The sequence below is a fragment of the Arthrobacter senegalensis genome (assembly GCF_059091765.1).
The window spans coordinates 21,106-45,396 of sequence record NZ_JBNHGZ010000002.1; the positions used below are offsets into that span (position 1 = coordinate 21,106).

The 24,291-nt window shown below is 61.0% G+C and carries 20 protein-coding genes; 11 read left to right on the forward strand and 9 right to left on the reverse strand.

Annotation, left to right across the window (positions count from 1 at the left end; translation table 11 throughout):
• Nucleotides 1-141 precede the first annotated feature (141 nt).
• From AC5RVG_RS05550 to AC5RVG_RS05570, 5 genes are all read right to left on the reverse strand, one after another.
• A complete protein-coding gene (locus tag AC5RVG_RS05550; RefSeq protein ID WP_494013032.1) occupies nt 142-432 on the reverse strand; it encodes a hypothetical protein in 291 nt (96 codons plus the stop codon).
• A 131-nt stretch (nt 433-563) separates the two neighbouring features.
• Nucleotides 564-1,001, reverse strand: a complete 438-nt coding sequence (locus tag AC5RVG_RS05555) for a riboflavin kinase (RefSeq protein ID WP_494013033.1) — start codon at nt 999-1,001, stop codon at nt 564-566.
• Between the two features lie 43 nt (nt 1,002-1,044).
• Nucleotides 1,045-1,533, reverse strand: a complete 489-nt coding sequence (locus AC5RVG_RS05560; RefSeq protein ID WP_494013034.1) for an NUDIX domain-containing protein — start codon at nt 1,531-1,533, stop codon at nt 1,045-1,047.
• A 554-nt stretch (nt 1,534-2,087) separates the two neighbouring features.
• Nucleotides 2,088-2,663, reverse strand: a complete 576-nt coding sequence (locus AC5RVG_RS05565; RefSeq protein WP_494013035.1) for a flavin reductase family protein — start codon at nt 2,661-2,663, stop codon at nt 2,088-2,090.
• A 16-nt stretch (nt 2,664-2,679) separates the two neighbouring features.
• Nucleotides 2,680-4,026 (reverse strand): NtaA/DmoA family FMN-dependent monooxygenase, encoded by a 1,347-nt coding sequence (locus AC5RVG_RS05570; RefSeq protein WP_494013036.1) that lies wholly within the window; start codon nt 4,024-4,026, stop codon nt 2,680-2,682.
• Between the two features lie 138 nt (nt 4,027-4,164).
• Here AC5RVG_RS05570 and AC5RVG_RS05575 point away from each other — a divergent pair, with 138 nt between their 5' ends.
• The 6 genes from AC5RVG_RS05575 to AC5RVG_RS05600 all read left to right on the forward strand — a co-directional run bounded on the left by AC5RVG_RS05575 (nt 4,165) and on the right by AC5RVG_RS05600 (nt 12,275).
• A complete protein-coding gene (locus AC5RVG_RS05575; protein WP_494013037.1) occupies nt 4,165-5,070 on the forward strand; it encodes a LysR family transcriptional regulator in 906 nt (301 codons plus the stop codon).
• A gap of 295 nt (nt 5,071-5,365) precedes the next feature.
• Nucleotides 5,366-6,721 carry an MFS transporter gene (locus AC5RVG_RS05580; protein WP_494013038.1) on the forward strand — a complete coding sequence of 452 codons (1,356 nt, stop codon included), beginning with the start codon at nt 5,366-5,368 and terminating at the stop codon, nt 6,719-6,721.
• Nucleotides 6,722-7,431: 710 nt separating this feature from the next.
• Nucleotides 7,432-7,950, forward strand: coding sequence for a cupin domain-containing protein (locus AC5RVG_RS05585; RefSeq protein ID WP_494013039.1), 519 nt, complete (start codon nt 7,432-7,434; stop codon nt 7,948-7,950).
• A 143-nt stretch (nt 7,951-8,093) separates the two neighbouring features.
• Entirely contained in the window at nt 8,094-8,876 is a 783-nt protein-coding gene (locus AC5RVG_RS05590) for an HpcH/HpaI aldolase family protein (protein WP_494013040.1), read from the forward strand.
• Nucleotides 8,877-10,307: 1,431 nt separating this feature from the next.
• The gene (locus AC5RVG_RS05595; protein WP_494013041.1) at nt 10,308-11,393 is read left to right on the forward strand and encodes an amidohydrolase family protein; all 1,086 of its coding nucleotides are present in this window, start codon (nt 10,308-10,310) and stop codon (nt 11,391-11,393) included.
• A gap of 54 nt (nt 11,394-11,447) precedes the next feature.
• Nucleotides 11,448-12,275, forward strand: a complete 828-nt coding sequence (locus AC5RVG_RS05600; RefSeq protein WP_494013042.1) for an SDR family NAD(P)-dependent oxidoreductase — start codon at nt 11,448-11,450, stop codon at nt 12,273-12,275.
• 934 nt (nt 12,276-13,209) lie between these two features.
• Here the strand turns inward: AC5RVG_RS05600 and AC5RVG_RS05605 are convergent.
• The 3 genes from AC5RVG_RS05605 to AC5RVG_RS05615 form a co-directional block, all read right to left on the reverse strand.
• On the reverse strand, nt 13,210-14,694 hold the full coding sequence (locus AC5RVG_RS05605; RefSeq protein WP_494013043.1) for an MFS transporter: 1,485 nt from the start codon (nt 14,692-14,694) through the stop codon (nt 13,210-13,212).
• 758 nt (nt 14,695-15,452) lie between these two features.
• Nucleotides 15,453-16,406 (reverse strand): isocitrate lyase/PEP mutase family protein, encoded by a 954-nt coding sequence (locus tag AC5RVG_RS05610; RefSeq protein ID WP_494013044.1) that lies wholly within the window; start codon nt 16,404-16,406, stop codon nt 15,453-15,455.
• 212 nt (nt 16,407-16,618) lie between these two features.
• Nucleotides 16,619-17,506, reverse strand: a complete 888-nt coding sequence (locus tag AC5RVG_RS05615) for an SDR family NAD(P)-dependent oxidoreductase (RefSeq protein ID WP_494013045.1) — start codon at nt 17,504-17,506, stop codon at nt 16,619-16,621.
• Nucleotides 17,507-17,806: 300 nt separating this feature from the next.
• On the opposite strand from AC5RVG_RS05615, the gene AC5RVG_RS05620 reads away from it, so the two are divergent.
• From AC5RVG_RS05620 to AC5RVG_RS05640, 5 genes are all read left to right on the forward strand, one after another.
• Nucleotides 17,807-18,838, forward strand: coding sequence for a helix-turn-helix domain-containing protein (locus AC5RVG_RS05620; RefSeq protein ID WP_494013046.1), 1,032 nt, complete (start codon nt 17,807-17,809; stop codon nt 18,836-18,838).
• 155 nt (nt 18,839-18,993) lie between these two features.
• Nucleotides 18,994-19,506 (forward strand): cupin domain-containing protein, encoded by a 513-nt coding sequence (locus AC5RVG_RS05625; RefSeq protein ID WP_494013047.1) that lies wholly within the window; start codon nt 18,994-18,996, stop codon nt 19,504-19,506.
• Nucleotides 19,507-19,592: 86 nt separating this feature from the next.
• The gene (locus AC5RVG_RS05630) at nt 19,593-20,939 is read left to right on the forward strand and encodes an NtaA/DmoA family FMN-dependent monooxygenase (protein WP_494013048.1); all 1,347 of its coding nucleotides are present in this window, start codon (nt 19,593-19,595) and stop codon (nt 20,937-20,939) included.
• Nucleotides 20,936-21,451, forward strand: a complete 516-nt coding sequence (locus AC5RVG_RS05635; RefSeq protein WP_494013049.1) for a flavin reductase family protein — start codon at nt 20,936-20,938, stop codon at nt 21,449-21,451. Before AC5RVG_RS05630 ends, AC5RVG_RS05635 begins: the two co-directional genes overlap by 4 nt.
• Before the next feature lie 730 nt (nt 21,452-22,181).
• Complete coding sequence (locus AC5RVG_RS05640; protein ID WP_494013050.1) at nt 22,182-22,340, forward strand: HNH endonuclease; 159 nt, start codon at nt 22,182-22,184, stop codon at nt 22,338-22,340.
• A 682-nt stretch (nt 22,341-23,022) separates the two neighbouring features.
• Here the strand turns inward: AC5RVG_RS05640 and AC5RVG_RS05645 are convergent.
• Entirely contained in the window at nt 23,023-24,156 is a 1,134-nt protein-coding gene (locus tag AC5RVG_RS05645; protein ID WP_494013051.1) for a protein kinase domain-containing protein, read from the reverse strand.
• Nucleotides 24,157-24,291: the final 135 nt, after the last annotated feature.

A 24,291-nucleotide genomic window follows, 5' to 3' on the forward strand; every position in this document is an offset into this window, starting at 1 on the left:
CTGTACGATGTGGCCCTGCGGAGGCAACCAATCGTGATGCACGCAACAACGCATAAAGGGCCGGTCCCTTCACGGTTACTTTGGTGGGCTGCCGGCACAGCTGCCTGTTGTAGGTTCAGCTGTTTGGCTTGGAGTGGTTGTTTATGCGTTGGGCGCGGATGCGGTTCTGCAGAGCTGGTTCTTAGTCATCCGGTAGCGGAGGCCGTCGGGCAGTTCCTGCGGCGTGACCCACACCTGGTGTCCCTGGGACGCTTCAAACATTTGGCGCGGGCCATTGGTGTCCGCGGCGATCCAGAGTACGGAGGAGTCAGGCATGGCGTCTTCGACGAAGCCAGTTCTGATGATCTGGCCGTTGTGCCGAATTTCCACCAGGGCGTTGATCAGCAGGCTCCATGCGCGGTGTTTACCGGGCGTTGCTCGGTTGCGTGTCACGTGGCTTACGGGGGCTTGGGTAGCAGCGGATGCGCCCGTTTGGGCCGGCAGCCGCCATTGCTGGGGAGGAGGAGGTGCGGCCGTAAACCGCTGGTTCGATGCGGTGCCTTCGGGTTGCCGCGCGTGATCTCTCACGACCAAAATTCCTCGCCAGCGCCCAGGGCCCAGTTACGTGCGCACGCCACGTCGTCCCTGATCTGGGTTACCAGTTCATCGGTTCCTTGGAATCTGCGCTGGGGGCGTATATAAACGTGCAGATTCACCATAACGATGTGATCGTACAAGTCACCGGTGTAGTCCAGAAGGTGAGCTTCCAGCAGGCGAGTTCCTTTGCGGTAATAGGTTGGGCGGCGCCCCACTGAAATGGCGGCAGCATATGTCTCGCGCAGCCCTTCCGGCCCAAGGCAGACAGTGCCCGCCCAGACACCGTCCCGGATCTTCGCGTCCGGCACGGAGATGTTAGCCGTGGGGTAACCAAGCTCCCGGCCGCGGGCATCACCATGCTCAACTACGCCTTCAAGCCGGAGGGCACCGCTGTTTCGGGCGCCCGCTCTGCTCAAAACTTTCATTGGCTCACTCACTAATCTGGCAGGTTTGGGGAAATGGTTCGGCCTAGGGTTGGCATGCAGGGAGGGTTGCGGGGCTGTGACCGGTTGCCTCGAGCACGTTGTCCAGCCAGCTGACCCGGTTGGCAAAGCGCTTCGCCTTGTGCGGGGCGGTCCAACGGTAGGAATCGTGTTCCCAGTCGATTTTCAACCGCCGCCGGGAGGTGCGGGCAGTAAACGTGTGCACAAGCCAGGGGGTTCCCGAGCCGTCAGGGACCACTAGGTCCGGTCCCTGCCGAAGGTCCAAAAGGTCTTTGGCCTGCAGACCTGTTTCTTCAAACAGCTCTTCAAAGGCCTGCTGTTCGGGCGTGGCCCCGGCTTCCACAAACCCAGTAACACAGTGCCAACGACCGCTGTCATGGCCAAGGCTGCGGCTCCTCCTGAAAAGGGCAATCCTGCCCCGCCACTCGACCACCGCAGCGATGACAACGTGATCCGGTGTGATCTCAGCGTCAGAGGGAAACCTGACGCCAGGAGATGCATTGATCGTGCTCATTATCCTGTCCTAACAACATGCCCCTAGGGCGGGCACTTCACTTTCCTTGGCGACCACTGGCCATAACAACCAAGCCGCCGCCGCAACGTCCACTAAGGCAGCACACGCGGTTCTTCAAAGCGAAAAACCCGGCAGAGCGGTCAGCGTGCGCACGAGAGCCTGTCCCCCCGAGCGAAACAATCACGTGCTCCTAGCGATGCCCGCACAGCGTCGTCTAGCTCGCCCGTTGGGGGGCGAAGTCGGTCACAGCGCCAGCAACGTTCGCAAAGCGCTGAAGTTAGCCGTTCGTCGAACCGGTCAACGCTGAGATAAAAGCCGCGGCCCGGAACAATCGCGCCCAACTCCGCAAGAAGCGGGGTTTGCGTGTTGAACTGCTGCGAAGCCGAACACCGCAGCCGGAGGTTCTGTTCGATAGAGCCGCCCTTGAAACCCTAACCAGCTGGAGGGGAGACCGACCGTTCCTCGGGGCGTTCGCTGCAAAGGAACGGCCGATCATCCTCGGGAAAGTTCAAGACTCTGAGCCGACGCCATGACCGAGCGGCATTCGGAGCGAGCTAACTCGCGGCTGACTGTTCGTTGAGCCTATGCCATGTACGTGCGTGGTAGACGAGAGGGTCGATAGCCGTGGCGGCCTCGACGGAGTCCGGTAGCCGCGCCTCAGTCACATGGACGATGCAGATCGTTGAGTTGCCTGCTTCCAGTCGGAACACCACCTTGCCTCGGAGCCAGGCGTAGACGCCGTGGAACACCGGCTCACCGGTCTTCAGTCGTTTCCAGCTGTCCTTGTCGGCGAACCGGTCCACCCCGCTGGTTGCCCCCAGCTGCGCCAGCCGAAGATGATCGGCGCCAAGCATGTGGACGACAACGGTTTCCGATCTCTCAAGTGCCGGCGTCGACGATGAGAGAGCGGATGCCGAGAACATGAGGAGCGGAGGCTCGGTGCTCACCGACGCCAGCGAACTCACCGTCATGGCTACTGGCTCATAACCGGACGGATCAGCGGTTACAACCGCGACACCGGCGGGGTGCAGCCGGAAGGCGGATTTGAACTGGTCCGCGCTCACCGACTCGGCCAGGTCCAACTCAGGGATTTGGATCGGATGGCGTGTCAGGTAGTCGTAGGTTTTCATGTCTGAGGGTTCCTGATCAACGAGTGGCACGATGAGGGAGTCCGAGGCGCTGACGAAGCGTCGGAGCTTCCTCTAATTCGGGGACCAATCCACGGCGCCGAAGCACCGGGACGACCAACCGCGTGAAGTCTTCGAATGTTCCCGGTGTGTCCGCAGGGACGATCGCGTAGCCGTCGCATCCCCGCTCGACAAACCATTCCTCGAGCTGGTCCGCCACCTGCTCCGGATTCCCCGTGAAGCGGAAGACACTGTTGCGGGTCTGGCTCTCCGCCAAGTCCCGCAGGGTCGCGTCGGGGCCAAACTCCTTTCGCGCAGCATCGACATACCTGGCCACAAGCCCCCTGGCCCCGCCTACGGAGTCCAAAAGATCATCTGGCAGCGGCTTGTCCATCGCCAGCTTGCCGAAATCGAAGTTCGCCTGTTCGGAAAGGAAAATCAGCTCTTCTTCGGGTGCGGAAAGTGAGTCAAAGTACCTTTCCTTCGCACGGGCGGTCTCCTCGTCCTCGCCTACGATGACCTGGACCCCGGGCAGAATCTTCATCATCGAACCGTCACGTCCCGCGTCTGGAAGCAGCCGGTGCTGCTCGGCATAGTGTTGCTGAGCTTTTTCCAAATCCCGCGGCACTGTGAAGGTGAGGTCTGCCCAGCGCGACGCGAACTCCATGCCTCGTCCCGACTGTCCTGCCTGCAGCAAAACAGGCCAGCCCTGCGGGGGCTGCGGGACGGTCAGCGGCCCCCGTGACGACAGAAACTTGCCCACATAGTTGATCTCGTGGACCTTGTCCGGGTCAGCGAAGATGCCGGTCTCATGATCGAGTTTCAGGGCGTCATGTTCCCAGCTCTCCCACAACGACGTCACGATCTCGAGGAACTCATCGGCCCGGTCGTAGCGGCTCTCAGGATTTTTGTAGTCGGTGCCGTAGTTCTCCGCCTCGTTAGCGTTGAGCGAGGTAACGACATTCCAGACGGCGCGCCCGCCAGTCAGGTGGTCCAGCGTCGCAAAGGCCCGGGCGACCTGGTAAGGGGCATGGTACGTCGTCGAATAGGTCGCGCCCAACCCGATTCGCGTGGTGTGCGACGAGACCATCGCGAGGATCGTCAGAAGGTCGAGCTTGACCGCGCGGGACCCAAAGCGTGCGGTCTGTGCCACCGAGCCGCCGTAGACGCCAGGCATCGCGAGCCGATCGTCGAAGAACAGGACATCAAACCCGCCCCGGTCCAGGATGCGGGCCAGATTGATGTAGTAGTCGGCCGTGAGAATGCGCGGATCTGTGCGCGGATGTCTCCAGGCGCCAAGCGAGCCATAGGTGCTCGAGGCGGACGCGAAAGCGGCAAGGGTCATGTGATCGGTACGTGTCGTCATAGGGAAATCCACTCCTATTCATGGGTGCAAGGCGTTGTGAAGAAGGTCACCACCACCATGCTCGCCCGCCCCAATCCCATCTGTCCAATGCATGCTTTGCGTTGACAAATGTATTCAGTGCATGCCAGGTTGATGCACATGACGATCGACCTGCAAAAGCTCCGGTACGTCGTGGAGGTAGCCCGCGAGGGCAGCTTCACGACCGCCGCCACAAACTTGTTTCTCTCCCAGTCGGCGCTGACGCGAAGCGTGCAGAGCTTGGAGCGGGAGTTCGGACTGCGCATCTTCGAGCGAAGCCGCACAGGCGCCCGCCTGACCGAAGCCGGCGCCAAGTTCATCGCCTTGGCAGAGTCGCTGTTGAAGCGCTCTGACGGTGTGGCGGAGGAGATCAGCCTCATTGCATCGGAAGGCCGCCAGGCACGTGTACGGGTCGGAGTGGGCGCGGTTTCTGCACTTGCGTTCCTGCCCGAACTGCTGCCGGAACTGGCAGCGATGGGACTACGTGTGCAGGTTGTGGTCGAGACGAACAGCCGCTTGGCCGCGATGCTGTCTCACGGCGAACTGGACTTTTTTGTCGGAGGCGTGCCGAGGAACTCCGATGACTTTGCCACCGCAAAGGGATACATCACCCACCGGATTCTCGGCGGAGAAGTCGGCCTGCTTGTGCGGGCCGGTCATCCGCTGGACCAGGATGACTTCACCCCCGAGCACCTGGGACAGTATCCGGTGGCGGGTGGCAGCTTCCTGACCGACACATTGCAGCCCGGACTTCTGGAAGGACTCAACCTCCATCGGCCGACCGTCGAATCCGACGACTACGGGCTCCTCTGCGCGCTGGCGCGGAACACAGACTATATCGTTGTTGCGAACACGGTTCTTGCCCGGCTGCGCCCGGAGCTGGGTCTCGTGGCACTTCCCATCGAGCTTCCCTCACCCACGGATACGCACTGGGTTCTTCAATGGTCACCGCATCTGGGCCTATCGGGTCAGGCGGAGAAAGTCTTCGAGGTCGTGCGCGACTTCATCACCCGCGCAATGAGCTGATTTGCGACGAGCGCATAAGTCTATGCCAACTATGCAATGGACTCTGCCGGAGGGGCTTGGTTGCATTGTCCTCTGTGACTCCCGTCGCATTTGGTGTCCCTGAGGAAGGTTTTGGAATACCAAAACGGGCCATCCTGCCGAAGAGGGCCGGGCACGGCCGCAGGGCTACCGATGTGACCAGACCCAGATCCTCAGTGGCGTCATTGCTAATCTCCGCCACCCCAGGTCGAACGCCCGACGGCGCGTAAAACCGTCTGTCCTCACGTTCACCCGGTGGCAGACTGAAAGGACAACCATGGAAGCTGCCGCAACAGCGCCCCAGCTCACCGCATCGAATCTGAACTCCCGGCTCGACCGATTACCAATTACGGCGACCCACATAGCTTGGCTCACGCTTCTAGGACTTTTTTACCTTGTAGAGACTTTTGACGTCACCGTCTTCTCGGCTCTGGCGCCGTCCATCCGAGCGGAATGGGGCCTTTCCATCGGCCAGATCGGTGTCCTGACTTCGGCCGTCTTCATTGGGATGGCCTTCGGCGCAATCATCGGCGGCCAACTCTCCGACAAGTTCGGACGACGACCGGTCCTCATCTACTCTGCAGTCTTCTACTCGTTGGCGTCCCTGGTTTCGGCAGTCGCGCCGAACTTCGAAATACTCCTCGCCGGCCGAGTTCTGACCGGCTTGGGCGCCCAGGCAGCGACCGGCGCCGTGATCGTTTATATGAGCGAACTGTTTCCGAAGATGAGCCGCGGACGGTTCTTCACCGTAATGACGTTTATAGGATTCGTCGGAGCTCCCCTGACTACATTCACGGCGATGGCTATCGCGCCCAACTACGTGGCGGGCTGGCGATGGGTCTTCGTCATCGGCGCCTCCGGACTTGTGCTTGCCGTTTTCGCGGCGATCTGGCTGCCCGAGTCGGTCCGATGGCTGACGGCCAATGGCCAAGACAAGAAGGCCGCAAGCCTGGTGACAAGGCTGGAGTCACGCGCGCAGGCCCGTGGTCTGGTCCTGCCCGACCCCGAGCCCGAACCTCCCGTAACGAAGCAGGGCACATCGCGCGACCTGTTCCAGCCTGTGTACCTGCGGCGCCTCATCGTCACATCACTGGCCTGGTTCCTCTTTCTCTTCGCAAATTATGGATTCGTTGCCTGGATCCCGACGATCCTCACCGACCGCGGCATGGATCAGACAGCCGCGCTTTCGTTTGCCGGAACCGTAGGCATCGCCGCTCCAGCAGCTGCAGTTGCCCTCTTCTACTTCGCCGACCGCTTCGAGAGACGAATGACAGTCTTTATCGGCTGCGCACTCTCATCTGCCTCACTACTTGTCTTCGCGTTCGTCCCGGATCCAACCATCAACATGATCACCGCCTTTCTAGCCGTTTTCGGCATCGGGGTGACAACCGTGGCGTTCTTCACCTACCTGCCCGAGGTCTTTCCGACACACGTCCGCGGAGTAGGCGCGGGCACTGCCAACGCCGCAGGCCGGATGGCAGGCATCGTGTCCGGAGTTGTCGTCGCCTCGATCTACAGCTCGCTTGGGTTCCAGATGCTCTACACCATCCTCGCGGCGGTGATTCTCCTGTCAGGATTGCTGCTTCAGTTCTTCGGGCAGCGGACTACGCAACAGTCTCTGGAAAATATCTAAGCCCTGACCTACGCCGCCACGCAATGAAACCGACGACAGGCTAAGGCAGCCGCACGATCTGCATGCTTGACTGCCAACACAAATCTTCTGTGGGTCGACGAACAGTCGACCCACAGAAGAGCCATTTTCACCACCGGTCGTGCCGTGCGGTGGCTGGCGATCTAAGGCCTGTCAAGCACCGGCAAGTCCTGCCCTCTGGTGGCGAATTAGGCTGCGGGTGCGGCATTTTCAGCTGCTGCATCAACTCCTCGAGCTCGGCCGGCAGCGGCGGCGTTGCCCAGGGCACGGCGACTGCAGCTGTACCCGCGATTTTGGCCAGGTTATGGCTATGTCTACTGTGCGGGCCTTCCCGAGGCGGTCACCGAGGGTTTTCGCGCGGCTGTCGGGGATAAATGCTCGTCGCGGATGGCGGGGCTGCCCGGGCGGGCCAGCTCGTGGTGGCATGCGACCTCGGCCGGACCCGAGCCGGAACGCGACAGGGTGTGTGGCGTTCGTCGCCGGATCGGACGGCTGGTATGTCCGCACCTTCAGCCGGGTGGTCCCCCAACAGGTCATTCATGCATGAAGCGCATGGATAGAAGTAAACGATGCAATAGACATCCAATTGCTGCTTCTGGTTGAGTATCGAGCATCACGTGTCTGGGCATGTGCTCGTCGTCGCTTATGGCGAATCCAAATCCGTGCCCCAAAACCCTTCAGTTAGGAAAAATGTGCCTACTAAACGTCTGATCATGGGCAAGGACGCCGAAGGCGTCAGCCGCGTTCTCTTCCATGACGAAGCGCCTCGTGTGGTTCAGTGGCAGGCCGGCGTGGACAACATCGCGGTCCTGTGGGAGGAGGACCTCTCGTCGCCGCTAAACTTCCCCGGGGACGACCCCACGCTCGACTTCAAGAACCTGTTCCCGCCCTTTGGTGCGGTGAACTTCCAACTGCTCCGTTTTCCCAAGCACGCAGGCGACCACTTGGGACCGGAAACGTATGCAGAGGCACTCGACCGTGCGGGGGTGGTGATGAACAGCCTCACCGAGGACGGCGGCTGGCATTCCACTGCCACGATCGACTTCGGAGTCGTACTTGAGGGAGCGGTAGACGTGAAAATGCGCAACGGAGATACGGTAACGCTCCACGCCGGGGACACCTTCGTTCAGCGAGGTGGAGAACATGCCTGGGCCCCGCATCCGGATCAGGACGTGAAGATCGCAGTCGTTGAGGTCGGCCACCAGGTCTGACACCGGCTAGGAGGGCTGGATGCAGCACCAACTGCGAGCACAACTGACTCCGTAAAAGCTCTGCGTGATCCCCGCGAACCAAACCCCACCCACACCGAAAGGTAGGCCCGGGCAGCATGACCCGAAAAAGAATCCTCAAAGAAATGGTCACCGAGCAGGATCTGGTGATCGGCATGTTCCAGCAGATCGTTTATCCGGAGATCACCGAGTACCTCGCACGGTGCGGTGTCGACTACTTGATAATCGATCTGGAGCACACAGGCAAGTCAATCGAGTCCGCAGCGGCCTGCATCATGACCGGCGCGGCGATGAATGTGCCGATGCTGGTGCGCGTCCGCGAGAAGGAGCAGAGCCTCATCGAGCAGGCCCTGGACGCCGGTGCACAGGGAGTTGTCGTCCCGACCGTGGAGACCGTCGAAGATTGCGAAATGATGGTCCGGGCAGCCCGGTTCGCCCCCCAAGGGGAACGCGGTTGGTGCAACGTCCCGCCGGTGAAACGCTGGATGAATGAGTGGGAGGGGGACGATTTCGGAGACGACTTCGCCCCGGAGACGTACTGCCGGCAGGCGAACGACCAGGTGTTCGTCGCCGCTCTCGTCGAGACCCCGCTCGGCATAAAAAACCTGCCCGAGATGCTCAACGTGGACGGCATCGACGCCTTCCTGCTTGGCTCGGGAGACCTGTCCATTCGCATGGGACGGAGCCTGTGGGACCCGGAGGTCGCAGAGATCGTCGCCGGCGCTATCGAGGCGATCCAGGCGGCAGGGAAGATCAGCTGTCCAATTGGGCTGGCGTCCAATGTCGAGAAGCTCTATAAGAACGGATCGCGCATGATGATGCTGGGTATCGGTGAACGCCAGGGGATGCAGAGCGCCCTGCGCGGGGAGATCAGCGAGATGCGGTCCATCGCCTCAGCCGCCCAATGACTGCCTCCCGGTTGGCCCTCGGCCCCGGCCTCCCTCTGACCGCCCGGCCGATGCCTAGATCACCGGCCTGCCTGCGGACGGTGGCTGGGCTGCCAAGGCGGCACGCTCCCATCAGGATGCCGACCAGTTAGAGCCCATCTGGAATGAGACGATTGGCACGGCCCAGGCGGCAGGTATTCACCACGTGGCACCGTTGAGCTACGGCTTCGAGAACGGCGCATTCGATATCGTCGAGGGTGATCTCGGACTGCTTCGGTCCGCCGCTGACAATGCACCGCCAGCTATGCGTGAAATGACATCAGGGAGGGAGCATGGCAGCGCCTGCCGCTGCCCAGTAACTCGATCCCGCTGCAACTGACCCTCGCGAGCCCTCCCGCACTGCTGCTCGTTGAGCACGATCTTTCGGATCAGCACACGCCACGCCCCTTCCCTCGACGACACACGCACGCACGCACGCACGGAGATACTCGATGCGATGCGAGGCGCAACCGAGACAGGTCTAGCCATTACTTCCCCTGGCTAAGTCAGCCCCAGGGCCGACACTAATAACCGGAGTTCCGTACGCCGATAGACACGGCATGATCCTTCCACCGGTGCCCGGCAGGTATGTATTTCCAAACGCCCATTCGGGCTGGCAAGGCCACCCTTTCAGTCCTTGATGTGGAATGGCTAGCGGCACAGCGTCGCCGACGCTACAGGATGAAGCGGCAGGCGAGTAGCAACCCGCCGCTCGACTCATAACTGTCCAATGCTGCTTCGTGGCGACCTATGAAAGGCGTCCACACGCAAATCCGGGCATATTGCCTCACGGGGCATATAGCGTCACGTGGCTGTTTCGCCGGCCATCCGCCCTTGCCAGAAGGCTCAGCACTTCGGGCGGCAGGCCGGCGAGGTGAGCCGGGTTGACGCGATGTTGTCAGCGATTCGATGTCTTGTCGAAGGTACGCCGACGAACTTTCAAAATCGAGCCGCGAAACAGATTTTCCGGAATACACCTCCCGAGTGGCGTTTCCTTCTGATGAGGCCCTGTCGACCAAGACGGGAAGGCCTGCCGCTCGGATTCCAACACCTCAAGAGAAATGATTGCATTGGATGCATGGATCGCTTCGAACTATGCATTAGACATCTCGTCTCGGGGCTGGTCAAATATTTGATGTGGCCCGGACCACAGCCAACAGTGAACGGATCAGGCAAAGATGATTCAAGCGGGTCCGTTTGGTGCAGGGAAGGGATTGAAACGCGAAGGTAGTGCCGCCGCATGGCACCCCCCCCCGCTTCGCCTCAGACGGCAGGTGAAGCGGGGGGGGTTGACGGAGCGGAGCAACGCAACCAGTCGCCTGGGGGCCCTACGAGAGCGTCCCCGCGAGTAAGTGCAAGTGGAACGTTGCGAGGATGGTTTAGTCCCCTCAATAACCAAGGAGACAATACGAAATGGATGCCGCAGCTTGGAGGGGCCTCGTTGAGGAGGACCCGATCGAAGCCGATCTTGAGATCATCGACGCGCACCACCACTTGTGGGAAAAGCCGCCTGTTCCGGTGTTCGAGACCTACGGCGAGGACGCGGTGCTGGCCGACCAGACGGCCGGTCACAACGTAGTCGCGAGCGTCTACGTCGAAGCCCAGTCCTTCTACCGGCAGTCCGGGCCCGAACACCTCCGCCCCGTCGGCGAAACCGAGTACATCGATGCCGTGGCGGCTCGCGCCCTACATTCTGGGACTTCAAGCGCCCACCCCTGTGCGGGCATCGTTGCCCACGCCAACCTCCTCTTCGGTCGGCGCGTCGAGGAGGTGCTGTCGGCGCACCGCGCGGCATCCCCGGATCGATTCGTAGGAGTGCGGCACCGGGTGCCCTTCGACCGCCATATACCGTTGCACAGCGGGCCACGGGAGGGGATCCTCAAGGAGGCGGACTTCCGCGAAGGATTTGCCCAGCTCGCACCGGCCGGGCTGACCTTCGACGCCATGGTCTTCCAGACTCAACTCCAGGACGTGACCGACCTGGCTAAGGAGTTTGAAGACACGACGATCGTCCTCAATCATGTCGGGGCACCGCTCGGCGCCGGCCCATACGCGGGCCGCAGGGACGAAATGTTCCAGCAGTGGTTGCGCGAAATGCAAGCTCTCTCCGTGCACGAGAACGTCCACGTCAAGCTGGGCGGCCTCTTCATGGACCTCACGGGCCTCGACACCCGCGACAGTCCTCTTCCGCCAGACTCAGACGCGGTCGCAGCGATACAACGTGAGTACATCCTGGCCACGGTAGATTTGTTCGGCCCAGAGCGATGCATGTTCGAGAGCAATTTCCCGCTTGACATGCACAGTGTCTCGTACGTCGTGCTCTGGAATGCTTTCAAGAAGATGGTGCGCGACTTCTCGAACGAGGAGAAGGCAGCGATGTTCTCGGGGACCGCCCGCCGTGCCTACGGCCTGCCATTGTCCACTGAGAAGCCAGGGTTCGTGGAGCCGAGTGTACATCCAGAGACCGGCTTTGCTGCTGAGTCAACGTTCCACCGCTGACCCGCTAACCTACAGACCCGATTAATAGTGGACCTAGCGCCACACATATATGAAATGAGAAAAATGCAACTACAGGATAAGCGGATCGTCGTCGTCGGCGGCGCCAATGGGACCGGTGCGGCCATTGTCCGTGCTTATGTCGCGGAAGGGGCCCACGTAGCCGCCTTGGATATCCGCGATTCAGACGGCGAGGCGGTTGTCAGCAAGGCCAATCAGAGTGGCCCTGGGAAGGCCTTTTACTTTCACTGTGACGCGTCGGTGCGCACCGAGGTGAAGGAAGCCTTCGCATCGGCAGCGAGTGCGCTCGGCGGAGTCGACGCACTAGTAGTCACCGCTGGTGTGATGGGTAAGCAGATTGCCCCGGAGTCAATCGATGACAATGAGTTCGACCGGCTCATGACCATCAACATGCGGTCGATATTCCTGACGAATCAGGAGATCTTCCCGTATCTCGTCGAGAACGGGGGCGGCCGCATCATCAATTTCGGTTCCGGTGCTGGCCTTCGCGAATACCCGGCCGCGGCGCACTACTCGGCGTCGAAAGGAGCTGTCATCTCCTGGACCCGTTCGCTCGCATTTGCGTGGGGCAAGCACAACATCACGGCGAACGTGGTCAACCCTGCAATCGCAGGAACACTCATGTTCCGCGAATCGTCCGAGACGCAGGCAAAAGCCGGTCAAGAGCATGTGGCGAGTAAACTGGAGAGCATGTCCCCGCTCGGTACCCGGCGATTCCCGCCCACCGACGAGGAACTGCAGGTGGGGTTCGGTAACCCGGACACGGACCTCGCGCCCGTCCTGGTCTTCCTTGTCGGGGACGGAGCCCGCTTCATCACGGCGCAGATCATCCCTGTCGATGGAGGCCTGACTCCAGGACGCTAATTCCAGAAGCTGCGCTGTGCTTGCAGACGTGGGGTCGACGGTGAGAGGCCCCGTCATCACTGGGCTTCTCACCAGAGCACCGGCACCGCCACCAGACAGAAGCAGAAGGCAGGGACGGGGTCTCTGAAAAATGGGACGTCCTATAAATCAGAGATTCCGGCCAACCTGCCACACCCATGCCTCCCTGAGACCTGGCGGCCCCTAAACCGGCGCCGCTGGAGACGGACGCCTCCGCCGAGGACAGCACCGCCCTGCCGGCTGCCGGTGCTCCCTGAGGCTCCGTTCCGCCGGCTACTGCCGGCAACCGTGCCGGATCCGCCCCCCTACAAGGTCCGGATCCGGCAACGGCCGAAGCCCTGCTTCGACAAAACCGCTCGGCTCCCCGCAGACCTCCCTTCGTCGCGCAAGCCGGTCCTCCACCGCGACAAGAATGAGCGAGAACTTATTCGCACGCTTGCATGCGGATAAGTACCAATGATGCCGCTCGAAGCTGACACAGATGAACAGCGTTCACGGGAGTTACAGCAGCGGATTCAGAGCTTCCGGACGCAAGCCTCCGCGACCATCCACATCCCGGATGCGGGCTTCGGGGTTCCGGCGACGATTGTCGCCTTCAACATCAATTACACTCCCCTTCATCACTTACGAAGGACGGAGCCGTGACTTGGTACGCGCTGAACTGCTGTGAAGTCACATGCGGCAGCCGGATGTTCAGTCGCTAGAGCTGTCCCAATAACCCCTAACCGTCGAGTAGGGATGATCGGCCGTTCCTCGCCGGGGCCCCGTCGAGGAACGGCTGATCATCGTCGCAGCGCCGAAGACTCTGATGCCGTCGCTTCGATCGCTCACGGAACCGGCCCAGTGGCCGCATCCCCATCTGTTTTTACTTACGACGTCGCGTCGTCCGCACGTTTCGGGGGACGTATGTCCGGAGCTATGTGGCGCTAACCGGCGGAACCGGCAGAACGCTTGGCACCTCGTCAGTTGTGCCGATGGCGTGACGATCCGTCAGTTCACGCGGAGCAAGGAGCCACCACACGCCTGCGATGACCACAACCAGGATAGATAGTCCGACAAAGAGCCCGATCCAGGAAGACTCTGGAGTGAAGCCGTCCGGTCCGGGTGCAATCACGTTGAAGATGATCGCAGTCGAGACCGCGGCAGAGAGGAACTGGATGACGCCGTGGACTCCAAACACCGTTGACGGATTGTCTTGGCGGGTTGATGACGCAACCAGAACGTAGCCCGCTGCGAATACGCTCATGACGGTTACGCCGTACAGGAATGCCCAGAGGAAAAACGACCAGTAGGTGTCGTGCGCGAAAGCCAGGCCAAGGAATACCGACAGCGTTGATATTGCAGCCAAAGGCAGAAAGGTCTTCGGCCCCATGCGCGGCAGGATACGCTTTACCAGCTGCCCTGCGACCAATGTCCCGGGGAAAACCATCAGGAGAGGCAATGTGGAGGCAAGAGGATCAAGCCCTAGTCCCCAGCTGGGGTTCTGCATCATGTTCGGAAGGCCGACATAGAGCGGTATCCCAGCGAAGCAGATGAGCACTATCGTCAGATAGCCCGATACAGTCTGGCGCAGATCCATGTTTTCGAATGACATCACAGGTGACGAGGCTCGCCGCTGTTGGAAGACCCATGCGACAAATAAGACCGCAGCGGCGGCGAAGAAGAAAATAACAGTCGCTGAAGTCCAACCGCTTGTGGGCCCTGCACTAATAGCGAGCAATATCGCGGTGACCCAGAGGCCGAGCCCGATGGCGCCCGCCCAGTCCAGCTTGTTGGTGGCCACAGTGGTGGCGCGAGGTTGGATCGGGGCGTTGCGGGACGCCAGGGCGAAGAGCAGTTGAATGGCGAATAGTCCGAAAATGAACCAGGTGACATAGCGCCACGATAGGCCTGCTAGCCCGAACAGGCCCGCGAGAACAGCCGCTACGGGAGAGAAAATTGCCATTACGGTTGAGAGCCAAACGGAAACGCGCTGCGTAAGGGATGCATCAGCCCCAGGGCGTACAAGTCCCCACCCCAGCGGGATACCGGCTGAGAAGCCAATGAGAAAACGCGCGATTACCAGAGGCAAAAAGTCGGACATCAGGGCCGCTACCGTCGACCCGAGCAACGCCAAAATTGATACGACAATCAGGACCTTTCGCGAGCCGTAGATGTCCCCCATCCGCGACGTAAGTGCGACCGATACAGCCCCGCCAAGGACTGTCGCGTTGAAGAACCATCCGACCTCGGCGGCCGAGAAACCTGTATCACGCATGATCGTCGTGACCAGCGGCCCGTACATTACGCCGCCGACAATATCGGAGATCAACCCGGCGGTGAGGAGTGCCCCCACGCCTGCCCAAGGACCTCCTCTGTTGAAAACGGAACTCTTGTTGGGAATTGATGTTGTTGTCGCCATGTGTTTACCTATCTGATCGGTCAGGCAGAAGAATTCATGCCCTAAAGGGGCATTCAAGCGTCAACATGCCTGTGGGAAACGGAACCTACTGGGGTTCATCCGGGCTGGTTCGTAGGGCAGGAGCACGCCGCCCCTGGCGATGATTTGGAACTGCCCGGATGGTAGGAAGTGCAATATCCATCGGCTATTCAGGGTCAAGTAAGTGAAGCTGCTGTCATTTCAAGGTGACGTACATCACCCTGAGGGGTGGCCATAGCTCACAATATGGAGATCTGCACCGCACCCGAGAGCCCTTCCCGCGCCAATCACTTGGTTTTTTCCGCCACAACGTAAAGCTGCAGGAATCGACGAAGGGAGCGGCATTTGGGCTGACGCCAAGACCGACTGTCCCGGACTCGCCGACGACCCTTCATGCGCTCGGATACCGAGGCCAGACCCGTTTGGCGGCGGCAGGGTTGAGCTACCTCCCGGACTTCTCCAGGGGCCCTATGCAACGCGGCGCAAACCTGGGCGCCTTTGCGCTGGGAAAGCGAAAACACTGTTTCCGGGCGGTATTTCGAGGGCGCGTACCAGGCGGAGGGCTCCTCTGGGCTGGAGAGAACCTGAGAGAAGTAGGAAGAGCAAGGGACGGGATCCGATGCAGCGCGAAGCGGCGATGACTACAAGATCGTCGTCGCCGCTTCGCTTCGCTGCCAGGTGGATTCGGGGGAACAGCCTCCCCGATGACAGCAGGCTTCTAGTTTGGTGAGGGGGTGGGTTCAGTCGTGCACGGAGTTTTCGTAGTCCCGCTGCTGGGACGCGGGCAAGTGCCGTTCCTCCAGCTCGCGGACCTGCCGGTAGCTGGGTTTGACGAAGCGGTCGCCGAAGCCAACGAACTCCTCAGTTCCCTCCAGGGCATACGAATCCTCGACGTATTGGTCGAAGGCAGCCATTTCGCCGGTGTTCTTCACTTTCAGCAGCAGCTTCCAGGCGTCCTGAACTCCGGGCAGCAGGAACGGGACGATGTTGATGGCCTGGCCCCATTCCGACAGCTGCGCCACGGGCGGGGTGGGTCCGGCATGCCGGCTGGCGATCACGTACGCGGGCCCTGGGGTCTCGGCGAGCAGGTATCGTGATTCCTCCCAAGTCCGGATCCCTTCGTAGAAGATCACGTCAACACCGGTGCTCTCGCGGTACAGACGGCCTCGGCGCAATGCCTCTTCGACTCCTCCGCCGGCCACCGCGTACCCGTCCGTTCGGGCCGTGATGACGAAGTCCCGATCCATTTCGTCGCGGGCTTCGACGGCGGCATTCAGCCGCCCGACCGCTTCCTCGTCGGAGACCAGGGCGATGCCGGCCTGACCGCCTGCCTTTTTCGGGTCGAGTTGGTCCTCGATGTGGATACCGGCGACGCCGGCGTCAATGAACTCCTGGACCGTCTTGCGGACATTTTGGATGCCGCCGTATCCGGTGTCGGCATCGCAGTAAACCGGGATATCCACTGACTGCACGATGCGACGGGCGTTGTCGATGATCTCGGTCCTGGTCATCAGACCCACATCGGGCACGCCGTTGAGCCACCACGAGGCCATTCCGCCGGAAATGTGGAAGGCGCCGAACCCGGCAGCCTCAGCCATTTGTGCGTGGATCGGCAGCACGCCGAACGGCATGAGCTCCGTGCGGGGGCTGGAGAAGAACTCGCGCAACCGCGTGGTCTTCTTGGAATCACTCATTCTGAATTCTTTCGTTTTTGAAGTTAAGGATGGCCGTGCCGGATCCGCACTGACGGGCTGTCTTGTGCCTGAGCTGTACGACGGCTAGCGCGGCCTGCAGGTCTCGGGCAGCCTGCGCGCAGCACCCCTGTTGCACAGCCCAGCCCCTCGAACAACCTGAAGAGCCGACCGGAATACCGGTGCCGCTGACGAGGGACGGAGCCCCCGGGACCTTACTTGGCCGGCTGGGGCTGACCGTTGAGGAGACCGTCAAGTCGGTTTTGCAGTGCCTCAAGGGGGGCGGGGTGGGTCATGATGTGCGGCTTGTTCCCGAGAATGCCCTCGACCACCAGCCGTCCCACATCATTGGGCGTGATGTATTCCATCGGCGACGTGGCGACGTCGGGGTCCTGAGCCGGTTCCCCGGCCTGTCCGGCAACAATCGGGTTCGATACGTTCTCCAGGTAATCGGCCCACGGCTTAACGCCACGGTTGTCCGATTTTTGCTCCTCCGGACGAAGCCGCTCGCTCGAGACGATGCGGGTCCGGACCGCCCCCGGGTGCAGGATGCTCAGCCCAATATTCTGGGTCTTGAGCTCCTCGCGGGCCGCATTTGAGAGCCCGTCCACTGCAGCCTTTGACGCGGAGTATGCCGAGTGCCCCGCGATGGACAGCACAGAGGCCATCGATGAGGTGTTCACGATGTGCTTCTCGCCCGGAGTCTCGCGCATCCGCGGCACGAACGCCATATGTCCGTGCAGGACGCCGTAGTAGTTGACGTCCATCATCCAGCGGAAATCCTCGTAGCTGGTATCCCAGGAGGCACGGAAGGGCCGCAAGGTGACACCGGCATTGTTAACCAGAATCTCAACCGACCCGAACTGGTCGTAAGCGGCATCGGCGAGCTTTTGAACGGCGTCGAGGTCGGAAACGTCAGAGCGCATGCCGAAGCTCTTCACCCCACGTTCCGCAACTTCCCGGGAGACACTGGCGGCGGCATCTTCGTCAATGTCAGCGACCCCGACGTTCACCCCTGCGTCGGCCAGCGCAAGCGCTATCGAGCGGCCTATCCCGCCGCCGGCACCTGTCACCACTGCGGACTTTCCAATAAGTTCTTCCATGCTTCCCGTCCTTCTCAATGATGCGCGGATTGGCGCGCGGCAGTTCCAGTTCTGCACCCACGCGACGCCCCTCGGCACCTCAGCGAGACCGGGCCGGTGCCCGGGCTGTTTCCAAGCCACGCCCCGGTCCGCATTGACGTTTTGTCTTCACTGACGGCCGGTCCGGCGATGGCGTCGGAGCGGATGAACTGTTGTGGCGTGTGCCACTATGGCAACGCTACGGCCGGGGCGGCAGGGCTTGCCAGACGGGCAGACGCCAACTACTTTTGATTTCCCGCCATGACTTTAAGGGGAACCATCATGCGTAAGGCCTCGTACCGCGATATCCGTGTGCCGAATCTGAGTGTCCGCATCATGCGGGACGTTCTGGCCGGAGCCGGGCTGGATCAACTGTCCGCCTTTGAGGCAGCCAGCCTTGACCCGGCCATCGCGCAACATCCCGGATCAGTTGTCACAGGGGAGCAGGAGCTCGCCTTCCAGCTGAAGTTCGTTGAACTGACCACGGGTCGGACTGATCTCTGGATCAAGGCCGGGCAGAGTTACTCCCCAGCCGCTTTTGGCATCCACGGCCTAGCCTTGTCAACATCACCGACGCTAACGCACTGGGTGCGTGTGAGCACTGAAATGGATATCACCTACTCGATGGCCGAAGCTTCGGCCTTCCTTAATAGCCGCGGAACGTTGATCGGTTACCACCTGAGCTACCCGGAGGCCCCTCCCGAACTCGTCCCGTTCAGCGTCTACCGGGACCTCACTGCCACGCTCCGGTTCCTGACCATGGTTACAACGATGAATCCCTTTCCTCTAACCGCAGTACACCTGCCGCTGAAAGACGCCTCTCCGGAACTGGCGAAGATGGTTTCGGCCCCGATCACCCTTGGTGCCACGGAGCTTCAAATCATTTGGGACGAGGAGCTTTCCACGCAGCCGCTGCCGTTTGGAGACGCGTTTCAGCATGAAACCTATGTCCGCCAGGCCAAGGAACACCTGCGGCAATTCCAGCTGGAGCAGGACTGGGCGCGAACCGTGGTCTCCACCATGAAGTCAACGGTTGGCACCGGCGCGGCGGTCTCCGATGTCGCTGCGACCTTGAATACTTCAGCGAGAACCCTGCAGAGGCGGCTCGAGCGAGCCGGCATGAGCTTCCGGCAGGCGCGCGACTTGGCCCGCTTTGAACTCGCCACCGAACTACTGACAGACACAAACATCCCCATAGCCGAAATCTCACGCCGGCTCGGCTATGAGGAGCCGGCAAGCTTCACCGTGGCCTTCAAGCGCTGGTCCGGCCGCTCCCCCTCCCAATACCGCGTTTCGCCGCTTCCAAACAGGTAAGGGCTTGGCGGGAATAAACAAGTGATTGGCGTGGGCGGGCCTCTCGGGTGCGGCGCGGATCTCCCTATCGTGAGTTACGGCTTCCTTCCGGTGACGCATCTCACCGGAGGAAGAAAGCAAAGTCACAGACTACACGCCGACATCCAGGAGAACCGATGAGTTTCCCAGCCCCCGACAAATTCAACCTCGTAGTAGCAGCGACAAATGCCGACGGAGATGTTGACTTCCTCGACGTGCCCGGCCCGGCCACCATGGATATCCCCGGCGCCGTGAACGGAGCTTGGTACTGGAAGGTCTCCGAGGGCCACAGCATCAGCAACTTCGGTGCTGCTGCTGACAGCGTCGATATTGCCGGGCCCAACGGATCAACTTTCGGGGTGATGTGTTTTCCCGCGAACTCGGCCGGAAAACTGGACGTCGCCGCCTCGAACGAGAACATCAAGGAGTCCGGCGGCGCAGGCCACGACGACCCCTCCATGCACGCGACCGACTCCATCGACTACGAAATCGTCCTCTCCGGCAAGGTCGACATTGAACTCCCCGGAGGCAAAGTACGGACCCTTCAGCCCGGCGATCTCCTCGTCATGGCCGGCGTCCCGCACGCCTGGAAGAACCACTACGACGAAGACTGCGTCTACATCGCCATCACCATCGGCTTCAACAAATAACCTTTCCACCCTCATTCAGGACGGCGCGGATCCTGCTTCACGGCACCTGCCCCCGCACCTGCAATTTTCAGGCCAAAGGAGTCCTCATGGAAACTGAACACATCACGGTATGCGCGATGCCACACGCGGGAGGCTTTCACCAAGCCTCGTGGCGGCGTGAAGGAGCTAAAGGCAACGACATCTGGAATCCGGATCTGTGGAGAGACATCGCCCGCACCGCCGAACGCGGCCTGCTCGACGCCGTTTTCTTCGCCGACAACGCTGCCCTCTGGCCGGTGCCGGAACACCTGAGGCACCACACCGCCAAAGTCGGGGTATGGGATGCAATCATTGCCGCCTCGCTGGTGGCCACAGTCACAGACCGGATCGGCGTCATCGCCACCGCGCACACCGAGTTCCAGCAGCCGTATGGCCTCGCGCGGCAGATGGCCTGTCTCGACCACCTCAGCCGCGGACGCATCGGCTGGAACATCGTCACCTCCGGCATCCCCGCCGAGTACGCAAACTTCGGCAAGGAGGCAACCCTCGACAAGGAGCAGCTGTACGCGAAGGCAACTGAATTTGTCGAGGTAGTCAAAGGCCTGTGGGATTCCTGGGAAGACGACGCCTACGTAATCGACCAGGAGTCCGGGACCTTCTTCGACCCCGAGAAGCTTCACATCCTGGAGCATCAGGGCGAGTACTATTCGGCCCGCGGGCCACTGAACGTCATGCGGCCTCCCCAGGGTTACCCTGTGTTTGCGCAGGCAGGAGGCTCCGGACCGGGCAAGGTGCTGGCCGGCACTGTGGGCGAATTGATCTTCACCCCGCTCACCGGTGCAGCCGCTGTCGCCTATTCCAAGGACGTCCGGGAGATCGCGGCACAGGCCGGCCGTGAACCGTCCGCCATCAAGATCCTCTCGCAGCTGATGCCGGTTGTCGCCCCCACGGACGAAGAAGCTCACGAAAAGTGGGCTGAATTGCAACGCCTGCTGCATCCCGACCTCGCCCGCGGCGCCATCGAATCTATGCTGCGCGAAGACATCAGCGGATATCCCCTCGATGAGCCCCTGCCGGAAACAAGCTCGTCGGACGCAATCGTGGGATACCGCGACGCGGTACTCAGCTTCCGGATGCCCGATGGCAGGAAGCCCACGGTCCGTGAACTGATCGAGAACTACAAAGGTCCCGGCACCGTCGTCGGAAGTCCCTCAACCATCGCCGACTACATGGAAAACGAGATCGCGTCCGGCGCCTGCGATGGATTCGCGCTACTTCTACAAGGCATGCCCGAGGAGCTGGAGGACTTCGTCAACCTCGTCGTCCCCGAACTGCAGAAGCGTGGACGTTTCCGCACCGCCTACGGCCAGGGAACCCTCCGCGAGCAGCTGGGCTTCGCCCGGCCCGAAAACCAGTTCGCCCATAAGTCGGAAAGCCTGGTGAGCCAGTCATGAACACTCAGCTACAGCAGCGCATCGACCCGCGCGAATTCCGGGATGCCCTCGGGCACTATGCCTCCGGAATCACGATCATCAGCGGCATAGATGAGACGGGCCCGATCGGGTTCACCTGCCAGTCGTTCTACAGCGTCTCCACCGAGCCGCCGTTGATCTCCTTCAGCGTTATGAAGACCTCCACAACGTACCCGCGGATACGCCAGACCGGGAAGTTCGCCGTCAATGTCCTTTCCCAACACCAGGACACGGTGTCGAACCAGTTCGCCAAGAAAGGTACCGACAAGTGGGCAGGCATCCACTGGACTGCCACCGGGGCAGGCAACCCCGTCATCGAGGACACCCTGATGTGGCTCGACTGCGACATCTGGGCAGAACACGATGCCGGCGACCACCTCATCGTGCTCGGCAAGGTCAATGAGATGAGCCCGTCAGACTGGCACGTCCATGAGCCTCTCCTGTACTTCAAGGGGAAGTACCGCTACCTCCGCCCGGAACAGGAAGTCGCCTGACAGCCCCGAGGACGCTGCCGCGCTAGGTAGATGGGGGCTGGCCTTCCGACACTGTTTGGTCGTTAACCACTCGGTTTCAGGAAGGCCCGCCCCGTCACCGCGGCCATTTATTACGTCACTCCAGAGCTGCTGCCGACACCGGCTGGAATGCTCTTCAGAAGCAACTGGACACCGCACACGAAAGCGTCAAATCCCTTGCCATATCCGATCGCCGGCACGACGTACCGATCACCCGGCACGACGTACCGATCACCCGGCATGGCCACGGTGCGTATACCGTCGCCATGAGTCCCCAAGTTCCTTACGGCATGACCTTTGAACGGGACTGCCCTGGAACCCCTTAATGCTGCCCTCCCGCACACCAAGACCCGGCGGCGACCGGAATAGCGCCGCCAGACGGATGCCTCTGCCACAGCAGTACCGGCCTGATCCCTTGCCAGCACTCCCGGCGTCCGTTCCGCCGGCTCCTGCCGGTGGCCGCGTCGGATCCGGACCTCGTCCCCTTGTGAGATTAGGATCCGGCACGGCAAAAGCATTGCTTCAACAGGAGCCCGCCCCCTAGACCTCACCGCCGTCCCGCAAGCCGGTCCTTCACCGCGGCACCCGTCGGCCCCTCCCCCGCCGGAAAATCCTCATATAAACACTGGGAAGCCAGATTCGCGTATACCCGGCCCGCAAAAATGCCCGGTGAGGGCGCCATGAATGCTATATCGGGATGTCGAGCTGTCCCATGGGTGCCAATGGCAATAGCAGCAACACGGCTCGGATCTACGAGTCGGCCGAGATAGACGCCGACCATGTCACGGCGTGGAGCAAGCGTGGTGCCTCGGAGCTCGCCAACGGCGAGATGCTCTGCGTCCCACATAACCGCTCCAAAGGCAACCGGTGACGACTGCAGGGTTCCTTCGTTTGCTCGCCAGCTGAGACGGTCTGCTGGGGTAAGGATCGGCCCCTCTTCTGGGCCTCGGAGGACAAACAAGCATTTGGACAGCCGTACGTTAGGACCTCAAGGTGCATGCATGCGCCAGATCAGCGTACGCGTTGAAGAGGCCTTTTGCGGACCTTCGTGGGTATTGGTTGCTCGTCCTGGGTACTGCTGACGGAACGGATTCAGTGCACCTCGTTCACCCTTTACATTGACTCAAGTCTGCAATTTCCACCTTGTCGGCGTAGCTCTTCCGCAAGTTTGTCTTCTACCGATAGGTTGGGCACATGCCAACGCAGGGACTTTCGCATCTTTTGGTGGCCATAATGGCCGCTGCGGACGTGCCTGCGCTTTGGATAAGCGAGCTTCGACTGGCACATGCTTCGGTGGCGCGCCTGGTCCAAGACGACTCTGCCCCGGCACAAGCACTGTTGCGGAATTTTGGTGTGTTCTTAAGCGCGCGCCCGGATCCGGAGGTTGGACTTCGTATTAAAGGCATGACTCAGGCGGTCAGCGAAGCGGTCCGTGAGGGTGTGCTTGAGCCGTATGAGGATCACCATGAGGCCTGGTTCTCAATGCCGCAGGAGCAACGCCGCATGCTACGGGCACAGGTAGCCCGCATGGATCACAGGCAGTCGCGCCTGCTTTATGAGGTGGGCGCAGCTTGGGCGCGGGCATCCACGTCGCGGAAGAACCGCCGAACTGCTCGCTCTTCGCCGGCGATCTCCCTACTCAAGTCACGGTAAGCACGCCATTTTCCGTTCTTGTGCTTCCAGTCGACCTTGGCGCGCAGAAATCTTTCGTTTGAGTCTCGACCGCTTCGAGTTATCGTCACGCGGGTGGTTCGCTGATCTGCGCGACGAGAATTAGGCGGCCAATAGCCCAACCACGTGCCCTCAAGCCCAACGCCCTCGGCGTGACGCCAGTCGACCACTCGTAGCTTCTGCAACTGACGTATCGCATCAGCGGCACTTAGCGGTCGCTTGGCCGGATCATTGTGACAGAGCGAGCGGATGATCGAGGCGAGTGGTTTGGGAACCCATATGGCGGGTTCCAGCTGGGCATCACTCACAGAACGCCTGCCGCGCTCCAAGCGATTTTCCACTTCATTGAAATCAATTTCGGCATAAGGGAGGTGCCCATTGAGCATCTCCACCATAAGCATGCCCACGGCGTATAAATCGCTCGCCCGAGTTACAAGTTTCGTACGCCCTGATTCTGGTGACAGGTAGAGTCGTGTCACGTGTTCGGCGGATACACCATCGGTGATGGGGTCCGCATGGCCGGCCGATCCAAAGTCCGATAGAACTGCTCGAGAACGCTTGTCCTCTAGCAGGACGTTGGCAGGCTTCACATCTCGGTGTATGAGGCTGTGTTCGTCATGCATGAAGGCTAGGCCTGCGAGGATATCGCAAGCGATCCGAACCGTATCTCGCACGCCAAACCTGTGGCCTGCTAAGAGAGCATCTAAGACGCTGCCTTCCTCGTAGTAAGGCATTACGAAAGTGACAGCGTTCATCGCTGCCCACTCAGGGGCAGGCTCCCACTGCGCCTCATGGACGCGGACAATCCGATCGTGCTGGATTTCGTGGAGAATAGCTGGCTCGCAATTGACCCGGACCAGACTGTCAGGTTGCCCGAGCGTCCCCACGGTCTTTTGAACGACCAACTGGCCAAAAACCTCGTGCTGCGCGAGGACACATATTCCTTGGTTGCCCTCGCCAATTGTCTCGAGGATCTTGTACGTGGGCCGCTTCAGATACTCTCCGACGAGCGGCATCAGGAATTAGCCGCTTCGTGAGCGGCCAATGCAGCCAATGACGCCAAATCTCGCGCGTTTTTCCAATGTGGGCGCATAGGTTCAGAAATCACCTGCTTCGCCACATCTGCCAACTTTCCACTTTTAGGTAACTCC

Excerpts from the sequence above, each read along its gene's own strand:
- AC5RVG_RS05555 (WP_494013033.1), bottom strand. The coding sequence starts at position 1,001 with ATGAAAGTTTTGAGCAGAGCGGGCGCCCGAAACAGCGGTGCCCTCCGG.
- AC5RVG_RS05560 (WP_494013034.1), bottom strand. The coding sequence starts at position 1,533 with ATGAGCACGATCAATGCATCTCCTGGCGTCAGGTTTCCCTCTGACGCT.
- AC5RVG_RS05565 (WP_494013035.1), bottom strand. The coding sequence starts at position 2,663 with ATGAAAACCTACGACTACCTGACACGCCATCCGATCCAAATCCCTGAG.
- AC5RVG_RS05570 (WP_494013036.1), bottom strand. The coding sequence starts at position 4,026 with ATGACGACACGTACCGATCACATGACCCTTGCCGCTTTCGCGTCCGCC.
- AC5RVG_RS05575 (WP_494013037.1), top strand. The coding sequence starts at position 4,165 with ATGACGATCGACCTGCAAAAGCTCCGGTACGTCGTGGAGGTAGCCCGC.
- AC5RVG_RS05580 (WP_494013038.1), top strand. The coding sequence starts at position 5,366 with ATGGAAGCTGCCGCAACAGCGCCCCAGCTCACCGCATCGAATCTGAAC.
- AC5RVG_RS05590 (WP_494013040.1), top strand. The coding sequence starts at position 8,094 with ATGGTCACCGAGCAGGATCTGGTGATCGGCATGTTCCAGCAGATCGTT.
- AC5RVG_RS05595 (WP_494013041.1), top strand. The coding sequence starts at position 10,308 with ATGGATGCCGCAGCTTGGAGGGGCCTCGTTGAGGAGGACCCGATCGAA.
- AC5RVG_RS05600 (WP_494013042.1), top strand. The coding sequence starts at position 11,448 with ATGAGAAAAATGCAACTACAGGATAAGCGGATCGTCGTCGTCGGCGGC.
- AC5RVG_RS05605 (WP_494013043.1), bottom strand. The coding sequence starts at position 14,694 with ATGGCGACAACAACATCAATTCCCAACAAGAGTTCCGTTTTCAACAGA.
- AC5RVG_RS05610 (WP_494013044.1), bottom strand. The coding sequence starts at position 16,406 with ATGAGTGATTCCAAGAAGACCACGCGGTTGCGCGAGTTCTTCTCCAGC.
- AC5RVG_RS05615 (WP_494013045.1), bottom strand. The coding sequence starts at position 17,506 with ATGGAAGAACTTATTGGAAAGTCCGCAGTGGTGACAGGTGCCGGCGGC.
- AC5RVG_RS05620 (WP_494013046.1), top strand. The coding sequence starts at position 17,807 with ATGCGTAAGGCCTCGTACCGCGATATCCGTGTGCCGAATCTGAGTGTC.
- AC5RVG_RS05625 (WP_494013047.1), top strand. The coding sequence starts at position 18,994 with ATGAGTTTCCCAGCCCCCGACAAATTCAACCTCGTAGTAGCAGCGACA.
- AC5RVG_RS05630 (WP_494013048.1), top strand. The coding sequence starts at position 19,593 with ATGGAAACTGAACACATCACGGTATGCGCGATGCCACACGCGGGAGGC.
- AC5RVG_RS05635 (WP_494013049.1), top strand. The coding sequence starts at position 20,936 with ATGAACACTCAGCTACAGCAGCGCATCGACCCGCGCGAATTCCGGGAT.
- AC5RVG_RS05640 (WP_494013050.1), top strand. The coding sequence starts at position 22,182 with ATGGGTGCCAATGGCAATAGCAGCAACACGGCTCGGATCTACGAGTCG.
- AC5RVG_RS05645 (WP_494013051.1), bottom strand. The coding sequence starts at position 24,156 with ATGCCGCTCGTCGGAGAGTATCTGAAGCGGCCCACGTACAAGATCCTC.